This window comes from Sphingomonas sp. BL-S-30 (assembly GCF_055521475.1).
In genome coordinates this window covers 1466714-1479595 of the sequence record NZ_CM145481.1, presented here as the reverse complement: position 1 = coordinate 1479595, position 12882 = coordinate 1466714, and the positions used below count along the sequence as shown (strand labels likewise).

Below are 12882 nucleotides of genomic sequence, written 5' to 3'. Positions count from 1 at the left end.
CGGACTGGCGAAAAACCGCGTCAGACGGCAGAAAGACTTCATGTCCTTCTCTCCTGCCGATGCGCCCCGCATCGAAACCTTCGCCGGCACCGCGACCGAGGCGGTCGCCCTCCTCCTGCCGCTGTGTGACGCCGTGTTTCCAGGCTTCGATCCCGCCTATCTCGCGGGCCGGCTGCCGCACGTCGCCGATCCGCATCTGCTGCTTGCCCGGCGGGAGGATGGCGTGCCGGTCGGATTCAAGCTCGGCTATCGCCGCGGCGATAGCCTGTTCTACAGCTGGCTGGGCGGCGTCGCGCCCGAGGCACGCCGCATCGGCCTCGCCGCGCTCATGATGGAGCGCCAGCACGCCGAAGTACGGGCGCTCGGCTATCGTCATGTGGAGACGCGCACGCGGGCCGCGAACAACCCGATGATCCTGCTCAACCTGCGCCACGGCTTCCATGTCGCGGGCTTCGAGGTCGATGCGCGCGGCAATGCGGTGGTCACCCAGCGCAAGGCCTTCGAAGAGTAGCGCGGAGCCCGGCCGCCCCGCGCATCCCGAACGCCGGGTTCAACGCGCGGCGGTGATGATGATCTCGACCTTATAGTCGGGCGTCGCCAGCCTGGCCTCGCCGGTGGCGCGGGTCGGCGCGTCCTGGCCGCCGATCCAGGCATCCCACACGGCATTCATCTCGCCGAAATCGGCCATGTCGGCCAGCCAGATCGTCGCCGACAACAGCTTCGACTTGTCGCTCCCGGTGCGCGACAGGAGATCCTCGATCTGTGCGAGGATCGACTTTGTCTGCGCCGTTACGCTCTCGCCCGGCGCGCCGACCTGTCCTGCCAGATACACTGTGTCGCCGTGGACCACGGCCTGGCTCATGCGCGGGCCGGCGTCGATACGAGTGATGGTCATGCTTCAAATCTCCCGGCGCTTGCGCGCGCTTTTCAGGTGCAATCGACGATCCCCGGTCGCCCGAGTCGATCGCGCGCTGCCTGCCGGAGATGGCTCCCGCGCGCAACCGACGGGGAATCGGCGCGAATCGGACACCCGGCACGACTGATCTGAAAGCGGGTTGGCCCGTCCGAAAATATGGCGGCGTTGTTGCGCCGCTGCCACACTGGCATCCATCCGGCACGCCTGAGCCGGCAATGCCGCGCCGCGTCGTCGGAGACCCGAATCGCGCGGTGAATCGCACGCCAACCCGCGCATTTGTGCGGGATCTATACGAGCTGAACCATCGGCGCGACCTTGCTGCGCGCGCTAACATCCGGCACCGCCGAATCCATCACCCGGAAAAACATCGTCATTATGGTTTTATTCTCCTCGTCAAACTCGTCTCGTCGTCGTTGACAACGTCAGACATTTTGGTACCGTTACCATCAAGCAGCGCGAATCCTGCTTGCAGAAAACAACGGCCCGGGCGCCTCGCGGCGCGCCGGATAGGAGGGGTGATTTATGAAAAGCTTTGGGCGTTCGTCGGCGTTTGCGCGGTCCACATCCGCAATCGCGGTCGCGGTGTGTCTGATGATGCCGGCCGCAGCGCTGGCGCAAGCTGCGCCGGCCACGGCTGCCGATGGACAGTCGGGCGATACCGATCAGGACATCGTTGTCACTGGTATCCGCGCCAGCCTCGAGCGGTCGATCGCGATCAAGCGCGATTCTGCCGGTGTCGTCGACGCGATTTCGGCGGAAGATATCGGCAAATTCCCCGATACCAACCTGGCCGAGTCGCTTCAGCGCATCACCGGCGTGTCGATCAACCGCACCAATGGCGAGGGCGCGCTGGTCACCGTGCGCGGTTTCGGCCCTACCTATAACCTCGTCACGCTGAACGGCCGCACGCTCGCGACTTCGGTCGTCTCGGTCGTCGGCGGCGACCAGAACTCGGACGGCGCGCAGGGTACCAGCCGCTCGTTCGACTTCTCCAACCTCGCTTCCGAAGGCGTGAAGACGCTCGAAGTCTACAAGACCGGCCGCGCCGCCATCCCCTCGGGCGGTATCGGCGCGACGATCAACGTGGTCTCGCGTCATCCCCTCGACGGCAAGTCGGGGCTGTCGGGCAGCATCGGGGCGAAGGCCGTCTACGACACCAGCGTGAACGGCTGCCTGGACTGCGGCTCCAAGGTGACGCCGGAAGTTTCGGGCGTGCTCAACTGGGCGAATGACGCCGAAACGTTCGGCGTGTCCGTGTTCGGCAGCTACCAGAAGCGCAACTATACCTCGATCGCCGCGACGTCGAACAACTGGAACATCATTCCGTACAGCACCTTCCTCTCCGGCGGCTTCGCCCGGTCGGGCGGCGCCTGCCCCTCGTCCACGCCGGGGCCGAATTGCACGGTCGTCAACAATGCGCCGACCAATGCCAGCCAGCTGGTCGCGATCCCGAACGACAGCCGTTACCATTATGCCGAGGGCACGCGCGAGCGCTTCAACGGCCAGGGCGTCCTGCAATTCCGTCCCACCGAGTCGCTGACCCTCACGGCCGACGCGCTCTATGCGGAAAACAAGCAGCGTGAGGTCCGCTCGGATCTGTCCAACTGGTTCAGCCGGCCGTTCGACGTCGTCACCTTCGACGGCAACCCGACCGTCGCGACCGCGACCTATCTGCACGAGACCCTGGGCGGCCCCAAAGACGAAGGCTTCGAAGCGCAGAATCGCGCGCAGCGGAGCAAGCTGCAGGATTATGGCCTGAACGCGAAATGGGACTTTGCCGAGAATTTCTCGCTGAACCTCGACGGCCATATCAGCAAGTCGTCGAGCCGGCCTGACAATCCCAACGGCAAGAGTTCGACCCTGGTCGGCATGGGCGCGAACGTGGTGGCGGCGCACTCGGTCGACTACACCGGCGGCATCCCGAAACAGGCGATCACGATCAGCAGCAACGGCAACGGGCAACTCGACATCAACGATGTCGGATCGCAGGTCGGCCGCACCTTCGCCTCGACTCAGGACCAGACGGTCAAGGAAGTCCGCGCCGACTTCGGCTGGGATCTCGGCGGCGGAAGCCGGTTCGATTTCGGCGGCAATTACCGCACCGCCGACATGCACCAGACCTTCCTCGCGACTCAGCAGACGCTGGGCGACTGGGGCATCACCAGCCCCGGCGACGTGAACAAGCTGGCACCGGGCGCGCTTCAGGCCTTCTGCCTCGAATGCAAGTTCAACCAGTATAACCCCGGCGGCGATGCGCCGTCGCAGCTCGCCTTCCGCGGCAATGCGGCCAATATCTATTCGATCCTCTCGCCTTATTATGTCGGCCTGGATGCGAACTCGGCCACGAAGCCGCACGCTGTCGGCATCACGTCCAACCAGGACAACCGGGTGAAGGAAACCATCTGGGCAGCCTATGGCCAGATCACCTGGGACGGCGAGATCGCCGGCCGCAAGGCGAGCATGGTCGCCGGCGTGCGCTACGAGAACACCAAGACGACCTCCACCTCGCTGGTCGCGGTTCCGGCGGCGATCAACTGGGTTTCGGACAACGACTTCACCGTCGTCATCTCCAACCAGAACAGCTTCCTTACCGACAAGGGCAGCTACAACAATCTGCTGCCGTCCTTCGATTTCAAGATCGAGGCACTGCAGAATTTGGTCGCACGTTTCTCCTTCAGCCGGACGATCGGCCGGCCGAACTATAGCGACCTCTACACCGCAACCACGGTGGGCGGACCGCCGCGGCCGATCAGCAATGGCGGCGTCCCCAGCGGCAATACCGGCAACGCCCGGCTGGCGCCGCTGACGTCCGACAATTTCGACATCTCGCTGGAATATTATTTCAAGCCGGACAGCTATGTGTCGATCGGCCTGTTCGACAAGCGCGTGCATAACTTCATCGGCCGGGGCCAGTTCACCAGTGACCTGTTCGGTCTTCGCGACCCCAGCTCGGGTGCTGCCGGCTCGCGGTCGGGCTCGGCAAAGACCGCGCTCCAGGGGCTCGGCGTCGATACCAGCGACGAGAATCTGTTCGCCATGACCGCGCTGATCCAGCAGACCGGCTCGGTGGCGGCCGCGACGGCGCAGTTCAGCGCGAACTATGATACGGCCAATCGCCGGTTGAACACCGCCTATCTCCAGAACATCAACAATACGCTCGACGTGACCGCCAATGCGAGCGATCCGCTCTATCAGTTCCAAGTCTCGCGCCCGATCAACAACAAGGACGCGAAAATCTGGGGCATCGAGATCGCCGGGCAATATTTCCTCGGCAATACCGGCCTCGGCGTCGCCGCGGCCTATACGATGGTCCGGGGCGATGTCGGCTTCAACCTCGGCGCGAGCCCCAGCGAGGATCAGTTCGCGCTGCTCGGGTTGAGCGACACGTTCAACGCGACGCTGATCTACGACAAGAACGGCCTCTCGGCCCGGCTTGCCTATAACTGGCGCGACAAGTTCCTCTCGGGGATCAACCGCCAGGATTCACGTAATCCGGAATTCACGGCACCGTTCGGCCAGCTCGACATGAACATCAGCTACGATGTCACGTCGAATGTTTCGGTCACGCTGGAAGCTCTCAACCTGCTGGAAGAAAGCGTCCGCACCTATGCTCGCGCCGAAACCGAGCTGTGGTACGCGCAGGAACTCGACCGGCGCTTCATGCTGGGTGCGCGGTTCAAATTCTGATCCGCCCCATCGATCGACTAAGGGGGAAGGCCGCTGTTCGCAGCGGCCTTTTTCCCGTTTGGAATTGAGCTTGGCCGGGCTTTGTCCCATCATCATCGCCAACCCCCGTATCGGCGGTTGGAGAGCCGCCCGGTCGAAAGGCCGCACATTCCAGGGGCTGGATATCATCGCATGACCAACCGTGTGCCGCTGAACAATGTCGACCATCCCGATCTGCGCGTGATCGCGCATCACCGGGCCGAGTTCGGCGACAGCGTCAACCAGGTGCTGGTCTTCCCGACCGAGTTCGAGGAGATTCAGCGCGAATATCCGATCTTCTTCCGCCGCGAGGAAAGCGGCGCGTTCCAGGCCGTCGCGCTGCTCGGGCTGGACCGGGACGAGAATCTCTTTCTCGGCGAGGATGGCTGGCAGGGCCGCTACATTCCGGCGGTGCTGCAGCGCGGCCCCTTCCTGATCGGCTTCAAGGATGGCGGGACGGAGGGCGAGCCGATGATCCATATCGATCTCGACCATCCCCGCGTCAGCCATATCGACGGGCTTCCCCTGTTCCTGCCGCATGGCGGGAACGCGCCCTATCTCGACCATATCGCCGGTGTCCTGCGCACGATCTATACCGGGCTGGAGGCGAACCAGCCGATGTTCGAGGCGTTCGAAGAGGCTGGCCTGATCGAGCCGGTCGCCGTCGAGATCGAGCTGGACGAAACGCGCAAATATGTCCTGCCCGATCTCTTCACCATCTCCCGCACCGCGCTGGCGCAACTCGACGGCGTCCGGCTCGAGCGGCTGAACGCCAGCGGTTTCCTGCCCCTCGCCTTTTTCGTGATCGCCTCCATGGGCAATATAAGCCGCCTGATCGACCTCAAGAACCGAAAGGCCGGCGCCGCCTGACCGGCGCGAACCGATGATGACCAGCCTCCGCAAAACCAGGGTGATCGAAGGCGTCGCAGCGGACGCGGTCCCGCTCGATGCGCTGATGGAGGCGCAGCAGCCGACCATCCTGCGGGGTGTCGCACGCGACTGGCCGCTGGTGCGAGCCGGGCTGGACTCGCCCGAAGCCGCGATCGCCTATCTGAAATCCTTCTACCGCGGAAAGCCGGTCGTCGGCTTTGTCGGCAAGCCCGAGATCGAAGGGCGCTTCTTTTACGACGAGGGAGCGACGGCGATGAATTTCGAAGCCGGTCGGATGCTGCTCGACGAGCTGCTCGACCGGCTCCAGGCTGAATGGCATCTGGATCGGCCGCCCTCCTATTATGTCGGCTCCACCGATCTCGACACCTATCTGCCGGGCCTTCGGCACGAGAACGACCTCGGGCTCGATCAGGCGATGCTCGGCGACAGTCCGCCGATCGTCAGCATCTGGATCGGCAACCGCACGACCGCGTCGGCGCACTACGACATGTCGAACAACATCGCCTGCTGCATGGTCGGCAAGCGCCGCTTCACGCTTTTCCCGCCCGAACAGGTGCCCAATCTCTATCCCGGCCCGCTCGAGCCGACACCCGGCGGCCAGGTCGTCTCGATGGTCGACTTCCGCGATCCCGATCTGGATCGCTTCCCACGTTTCGCCGAGGCGCTCGCCGAGGGCCAGGTGGCCGACCTGGAACCGGGTGACGTCCTCTTCTATCCGGCGCTCTGGTGGCATCATGTCGAAGCGCTCGACCGCTTCAACGTCCTGATCAACTATTGGTGGAACGCCTCCCCCGCCTTCATGGATACGCCGCAGAACACGCTGCTGCACGCCCTGCTCAGCCTGCGCGATCGTCCGGAGCCGGAAAAGCGCGCCTGGCAGGCACTGTTCGACTATTATGTCTTCGGCCCCGCCGACCAGGCTGGCGCTCATCTGCCCGAGGCGGCGCGCGGCAATCTCGCGCCGCTCGACGAGACCAGGGCGCGCCGCTTGCGCGCCATGCTGCTCAATCGCCTGAATCGCTGACATGGGAGGCCCCGGCATGGACGGACAGGTCGTACGCAAGGTCGTCATCGCCGGCGGCGGCACCGCCGGCTGGCTCGCCGCCGCGGCCCTTTCGAAGCAGCTGGGCGGGCTGCTCGACATCACCCTGGTCGAATCCGACGAGATCGGCACGATCGGCGTGGGCGAATCCACCATCCCCACGGTGCGCGCCTTCCACACGCTGCTCGGCATCGACGAGCAGGAATTCATGCGCGCCACCCAGTCGAGCTTCAAGCTGGGCATCGCCTTCGAGAATTGGGGCCAGATCGGCGATCGGTACCTCCACTCGTTCGGCGTGCTCGGCAAATCGACCTGGATGGCGGATTTCCACCATTTCTGGCTTCACGCCCGCGCCGAAGGCCATGCCGGCCCGATCGGCGACTATTGCTTCGAATTGCAGGCCGCCGAGGCAAGCAAGTTCGCGACGGGCGAGAATGCCCAGATCAACTATGCCTATCATCTCGATGCGACGCTCTATGCTCGCTTCCTTCGCACCCGGAGCGAGGCCAGTGGGGTCAAGCGCGTCGAAGGCAAGATCGCGAAGGTCGAGCAGGACGCCGAAACCGGCTTCATCCAGTCGCTCGTGCTGGAGTCGGGACAGACGGTTTCGGGCGACCTGTTCATCGACTGCACCGGCTTTCGCGCCCTGCTGATCGAGCAGACGCTGCAGACGGGTTATGAGGATTGGGGTCAGTGGCTCACCACCAACGGCGCCTATGCGGTCCAGACTGAATCGGTCGGCCCCGCCGTCCCCTATACCCGGGCGATCGCGCACAAGGCCGGCTGGCGCTGGCGCATCCCGCTCCAGCACCGCGTCGGCAACGGCCTGGTCTTCTCCAGCGAGCATATGGCGGATGAGGAAGCCAAGGCGCTGCTCCTCGACCAGATCGAGGGCGAGCCGTTGTTCGATCCGCGCCTGATCCGCTATCGCACCGGCACGCGGCGCAAGGTCTGGAACCGGAACTGCATCGCCCTGGGTCTCGCCAGCGGCTTTATCGAGCCGCTCGAATCCACCAGCATTCACCTCATCATGATCGCGGTGACGCGGCTGATGCAGTCCTTCCCGTTCAATGGCTTCGATGAGGCGCTGATCGATCGCTACAACCAGTTGTCGCGCACTGAGCTGGAGGGCGTCCGCGACTTCGTCATTCTCCATTATTGTCTTACCGAACGCGACGACAGCGCCTTCTGGCAGCGCTGCCGCACCATGGAACTCCCCGAAACGCTCGTCCGCCGCATCGCTCTGTTCCGCGAAAATGCCCAGGCCTATCAGGCATCGGACGAGCTGTTCCGCGTGGATTCCTGGGTCCAGGTCATGCTCGGCCAGCGGATTCAGCCCCGCGGCTATCATCATCTCGCCCGCCTGATGCCGCCGGGCCAGCTGCGCCAGGCGCTTGTCGATCTGAAGACCGGCATCGCCGGCGCCGTGGCGAGGATGCCCGCCCACCAGGATTTCCTTCAGCGCTACGGTGCCGCGCCCTTATGAGGCCTCCGCGCGATTTTCGCGCTGGCTTGGCGCGAAACTGGGCATATACGGCAGGAAAGCCGGGCGTATCGTAGCGTGCGGCGAACCAATTTTACCGATCGGCGTTCCATCACGCACATGATCAAGGTCGCCAGCTACAATATCCACAAGGGCATCGGCCTCGATCGCCGCCGCGATCCCAACCGGATCCTCGAGGTCCTGCGCGAGGTCGATGCCGACATCATCGCCTTGCAGGAGGCGGATCGCCGCTTCGGCACCAAGGCGGGCGTCATCCCGCTCCACACGCTGGAAGAACATAGCCCGTGGAAGGCCGTGCCGCTCGGCGCGCGCACCGGCAGCATGGGCTGGCACGGCAATGTCCTGCTGATCCGCAAGGATTCGGTGGTGATGGATTGCGAGGCGATCCACCTCCCCGCGCTCGAGCCGCGCGGCGCGGTGATGGCCGATGTCCGTGCCGATGGCGTGCCGATCCGCATCGTCGGCATGCATCTCGACCTGTCGGGTCTGTGGCGCCGTCGCCAGGCGCACGCGATCCTCGCTCATGTCGATGCGAGCACCAAGCGCCGCCCGACCGTGCTGATGGGCGACCTCAACGAGTGGAGCGCCCAGGCCGGCTGCCTGCGCGATTTCGGCCGCGATTACAGCTTCGCCGCGACCGGCCCGAGCTTCCATGTCCGCCGCCCGGTCGCCCGGCTCGACCGGATCATGGTCTCGTCCGATCTGCGCGTCACCGATTGCGGGGTCCATCACAGCGCCACCGCGCGCAAGGCATCGGATCATTTCCCGATCTGGGCGACGGTGGAACTCGCCTGATGCGTCAGAAGGAGCTCCGTCTCGCCCTGGTCTGCTATGGCGGCATCAGCCTTGCCGTCTACATGCACGGCATCACCAAGGAGATCTGGCGCCTGGCGCGCGCGAGCCAGGCCTTCCACAAGGGCGTGACACCGGCGGGCGGCAGCCAGGGTGTCTACCGCGACCTGCTCCAGGAGATCGAGGAAGAAACCGGCCTGCGTATGCGCGTGCTGGTCGATATCGTCGCCGGGGCCAGCGCCGGGGGCATCAACGGCGTGTTCCTCGCCCAGGCCATCTCGACCGGCCAGTCGCTCGAACCACTGACCAAGCTGTGGCTCGATTCGGCTGACATCGAGGCGCTGATCGACGATCATCAGGCCCCGTCCTCGCGCTTCTCCAAGATATGGGCGCTGCCGATCGCCTGGTACGCCGAGAGGCGCAGCGGCGACAATATCGACGAACTGGTCGAGGCCGGCGCGCGCGACGAGGTCCGCACCAAGCTGTCGCATTTCATCCGCTCACGCTGGTTCGAGCCGCCCTTTGGCGGTGCGCTGTTCACCGGGCTGATCCTCGATGCACTCAATGCCATGGCCTCGGCCCCGCGTGGCGCCCGCCTGTTGCCGGAAGGCCAGCCGCTCGACCTGTTCGTCACCGTCACCGATTTCCGCGGCCATCCCGAGCGCCTGATGCTCAATTCGCCGCCCGAAGTGCTGGAGACCGAGCACCGTCTCGTCGTCCCCTTCACCGATCACGGCACGTCCGGCGACACGCTTGCGCACGCGGCCGAACTCGCTTTCGCCGCACGATCGACCTCGAGCTTCCCGGGCGCCTTCCCGCCGTTCATGGTCGGCGAACTCGACAAGGTGCTGAAGCACCGCAAGGTCGAATGGCCTGGACGCGCCGACTTCCTGAAGCGAGTCCTGCCGCGCCAGTTCGCCGCCAATGCGGCTGACCAGGCAGTGTTGATCGACGGCTCGGTCCTGGCCAACGCGCCCTTCCGCCCGGCTATCGAGGCGCTGCGCGAACGGCCCGCCCGACGGGAGATCGACCGACGTTTCGTCTATATCGACCCATCGCCCAATGTGAAGCTGCGCTTCGGCCCGCACAATCCCAACGCGCCCGGCTTCTTCCAGACGATCATCGGCGCCGTGTCCGAGCTGCCGCGCCAGCAGCCGATCCGCGACAATCTGGAGGATATCGCCGAGCGCTCCCGCACGATCGAGCGCATGCGCGGTATCGTCGCGAGCATCCGGCCCGAGGTCGAGACTCGGGTGGAGGCGCTGTTCGGCTATACCCTGTTCCTCGATTCCCCGACCGTCTCGCGCCTCGCCACCTGGCGCGCCCGGGCGCAGTCCGCCGCGGCCAAGGCCGCCGGCTATGGCTATGCCGCGTACGGCCATCTCAAGATCGCCGGCGTGGTCGAGGCACTGACCTCCTTGCTCTACCATGCCGGCGGCGAACCGGGGCCGCAGCGCTGGGAGCGCATCCGCGGCCATATCGCCGAGGCGGTCCGCGAACGCGGCTTCGACGAGGTGAAGCCCAGCTTCTCCGGCGGCGCCAGCCAGACGACGATCGGCTTTCTGCGCTCCTATGATCTCGGCTTCCGCATTCGTCGCCTTCGCCTGCTCGCCCGCCGCCTGACCGAGCTCGAAGGCGATCATGACGAAGTCGATCTGGAGCCTGTTCGGGACGCGGTCTATGCCTCGCTCGCCGATTATCTGGAGTGCAAGCGTACCGACCGGCACGCCCATCTGCGCAAGGACGTCCGGCTGTTACGCGGCGACGCTGGGCCGCTGCTCGACAAGCTTGCCGAATCGCTCGACCTCAAGCAGCTCGATACCGATACCGAGAAACGCCTTGCCGCTGCCTTCACTGGCCTGCCGCGCGCGTTGAAGCGGCCGATCCTGCTGACCTATCTCGGCTTTCCCTATTTCGACGTCGCCACCCTGCCGTTGCTCCAGGGCGAGGGGCTAGACGAGTTCGACCCGATCAAGGTCGACCGCATCGCCCCCGACGACGCCAAATCGATCCGCGCCGGTGGCGCCGAGGCGACGCTCAAGGGCATCCAGTTCAACAGCTTCGGCGCGTTTTTCAGCCGCGCCTATCGCGAGAACGACTATCTCTGGGGCCGCCTCCACGGCGCCGAGCGGATGATCGACATCGTCCTCTCTTCGCTTCCCGCCACGGCGAACCTGAAGCCAGGCCGCGTCGCCGCGATCAAGCGCGCCGCCTTCTGCGCCATCCTCGACGAGGAGGAACCCAAGCTGGAGGCGATCCCGGGGCTGATCGCATCGCTGCGCAAGGAAATCGGTTAGCTGCGGCCTCTCTTCCCGTCACCCCGGGCTTGTCCCGGGGTCCATTTCTCCACTCGCGGCGACAGCGCTTGTTGCACAATGGATGCCGGAACAAGTCCGGCATGACGAACTTGGGGTGCGAGGCTGGTCAAAGCGGCACCGGAGACGTAAGAATTACCCAATATGGGAAATCTCAAAGGCCACAGCGCTCGATGCAGTTCCTGAAGATCCTGTTCTGGTGCCTGCTCGCCTTCATTGCCGCGGTGTTCACCCTGGGCAACTGGACCACGGTGCCGATCAAGCTGTGGGGCGGGCTGATCGCCGAGGTGAACCTGCCCCTGCTGCTGTTCGTCACCTTCCTGATCGGCCTGGTGCCGACCATGCTCTATTACAACGCGATCCGCTGGCGGCTGCGCAACCGGCTATCCACCTCGGAGCGCACCCTCGCTGATCTGCGCGGTGTGCTCGCGCCGGTCGCGACCACGCCGCTCGAACCCGATGCGCCGGCCATCCCGCCGGCCGCCGTGCCCACCGCCGTTCCGCCGGGGGGCGCATGAGCAGCCGCATCTTCGTCGCGCTCGACACGCCTGACCTGGAAAAGGCCAGGGCGATCGCGCAGCGCGTCCATCACCATGTCGGCGGCATCAAGCTCGGCCTCGAATTCTTCATGGCCAATGGCCGCGCCGGCGTGCGCGAGATGGCCGAGCTCGGCCTGCCGATCTTCCTCGACCTGAAATTCCACGACATCCCCAATACCGTGGCCAAGGCGATCATGGCGCTGCGTCCGCTCGAGCCCGCGATCCTGACCGTGCACGCAGCCGGCGGCCGCTCGATGCTCGAAGACGCCAAGGCCGCCGCCCCGACCGGCACCAAGGTGGTCGCGGTGACGACGCTCACCAGCCTCGACGCACGCGATCTCGCCTCGATCGGCTGCCCGGACGATCCGCACACCCAGGTCGTCCGCCTGACCGAGCTGGCGATGAAAGCCGGCGTGGACGGCGTGGTCTGTTCGGGCGAGGAAGTCGCGGCGGCCAAGGCGATCTGGCCCAAGGGTTTCTTCGTCGTCCCGGGCGTGCGCCCCGCCAACGGCGCGGCCGGTGACCAGAAACGCGTGGTGACGCCGCGCCAGGCGCTCGACGCGGGCGCCTCGATCCTGGTGGTCGGTCGCCCGATCACGCAGGCCGAGGATCCCGATACCGCCGCGCGCGAAATCGGCGCCACGCTCTAACCCATGTCCGACCCCGTGATTCGCCTTGCAACACCGGACGATTTGCCGCGCCTGCATCCTGTGATCGAGCGCGCCTATCGCGGCGACAGTGCCCGCGCCGGCTGGACTCATGAAGCTGACCTGCTCGACGGCACCCGCACCGATCTCGCCACGCTTCGGGCCGCGCTCGCCAACCCGGCCGAACGCCTGCTGATCGCGCTCGACAGCGATACCCCGATCGGCTGCGTCGAAATCACTGATCGCGGCGACGGCCTCGCCTATCTCGGCCTGCTGTGTATCGAACCCACCTTGCAGGCCGCCGGCCTCGGCAAGCGGCTGATCGCGACAGCGGAAGCGCTCGCTCGTGACGTCTTTGGCGTCTCGATGATGGAAATGACCGTCATCGAGAACCGGGCCGAGCTGATCGCTTATTATGAGCGCCGCGGTTACACCCGTACGCCGGAACGTCGCGACTTCCCCGTCGCGGTGGAGCCGCCGCTCTACATGACGGTACTGGCCAAGCCCCTCGCCTGACGGCTATGGCGGCGC

General features: G+C 65.4%; 11 protein-coding genes. 10 read left to right on the top strand and 1 reads right to left on the bottom strand.

Annotated features, from left to right (window positions below; translation table 11 throughout):
• The first annotated feature begins 40 nt into the window (after positions 1–40).
• Positions 41–511 carry a GNAT family N-acetyltransferase gene (locus ACZ1I5_RS06920; RefSeq protein WP_465172971.1) on the top strand — a complete coding sequence of 157 codons (471 nt, stop codon included), beginning with the start codon at positions 41–43 and terminating at the stop codon, positions 509–511.
• A gap of 39 nt (positions 512–550) precedes the next feature.
• On the opposite strand, the gene ACZ1I5_RS06915 is transcribed toward ACZ1I5_RS06920, so the two are convergent.
• Positions 551–895 (bottom strand): RidA family protein, encoded by a 345-nt coding sequence (locus tag ACZ1I5_RS06915; protein WP_465172970.1) that lies wholly within the window; start codon positions 893–895, stop codon positions 551–553.
• A gap of 543 nt (positions 896–1438) precedes the next feature.
• On the opposite strand from ACZ1I5_RS06915, the gene ACZ1I5_RS06910 reads away from it, so the two are divergent.
• From ACZ1I5_RS06910 to ACZ1I5_RS06870, 9 genes are all read left to right on the top strand, one after another.
• The gene (locus ACZ1I5_RS06910; protein WP_465172969.1) at positions 1439–4603 is read left to right on the top strand and encodes a TonB-dependent receptor; all 3165 of its coding nucleotides are present in this window, start codon (positions 1439–1441) and stop codon (positions 4601–4603) included.
• Positions 4604–4774: 171 nt separating this feature from the next.
• Entirely contained in the window at positions 4775–5491 is a 717-nt protein-coding gene (locus ACZ1I5_RS06905; protein WP_465172968.1) for a SapC family protein, read from the top strand.
• 13 nt (positions 5492–5504) lie between these two features.
• A complete protein-coding gene (locus tag ACZ1I5_RS06900; protein ID WP_465172967.1) occupies positions 5505–6536 on the top strand; it encodes a cupin-like domain-containing protein in 1032 nt (343 codons plus the stop codon).
• Between the two features lie 16 nt (positions 6537–6552).
• Positions 6553–8040 carry a tryptophan halogenase family protein gene (locus tag ACZ1I5_RS06895; RefSeq protein ID WP_465172966.1) on the top strand — a complete coding sequence of 496 codons (1488 nt, stop codon included), beginning with the start codon at positions 6553–6555 and terminating at the stop codon, positions 8038–8040.
• Between the two features lie 117 nt (positions 8041–8157).
• The gene (locus ACZ1I5_RS06890) at positions 8158–8853 is read left to right on the top strand and encodes an endonuclease/exonuclease/phosphatase family protein (RefSeq protein WP_465172965.1); all 696 of its coding nucleotides are present in this window, start codon (positions 8158–8160) and stop codon (positions 8851–8853) included.
• The gene (locus tag ACZ1I5_RS06885) at positions 8853–11147 is read left to right on the top strand and encodes a patatin-like protein (RefSeq protein ID WP_465172964.1); all 2295 of its coding nucleotides are present in this window, start codon (positions 8853–8855) and stop codon (positions 11145–11147) included. Before ACZ1I5_RS06890 ends, ACZ1I5_RS06885 begins: the two co-directional genes overlap by 1 nt.
• A gap of 191 nt (positions 11148–11338) precedes the next feature.
• Positions 11339–11683, top strand: a complete 345-nt coding sequence (locus tag ACZ1I5_RS06880; RefSeq protein ID WP_465172963.1) for a hypothetical protein — start codon at positions 11339–11341, stop codon at positions 11681–11683.
• Positions 11680–12354, top strand: coding sequence for an orotidine-5'-phosphate decarboxylase (pyrF, locus tag ACZ1I5_RS06875; protein WP_465172962.1), 675 nt, complete (start codon positions 11680–11682; stop codon positions 12352–12354). Before ACZ1I5_RS06880 ends, pyrF begins: the two co-directional genes overlap by 4 nt.
• A 3-nt stretch (positions 12355–12357) precedes the next feature.
• The gene (locus ACZ1I5_RS06870) at positions 12358–12867 is read left to right on the top strand and encodes a GNAT family N-acetyltransferase (protein WP_465172961.1); all 510 of its coding nucleotides are present in this window, start codon (positions 12358–12360) and stop codon (positions 12865–12867) included.
• The last annotated feature ends 15 nt before the right edge of the window (positions 12868–12882 follow it).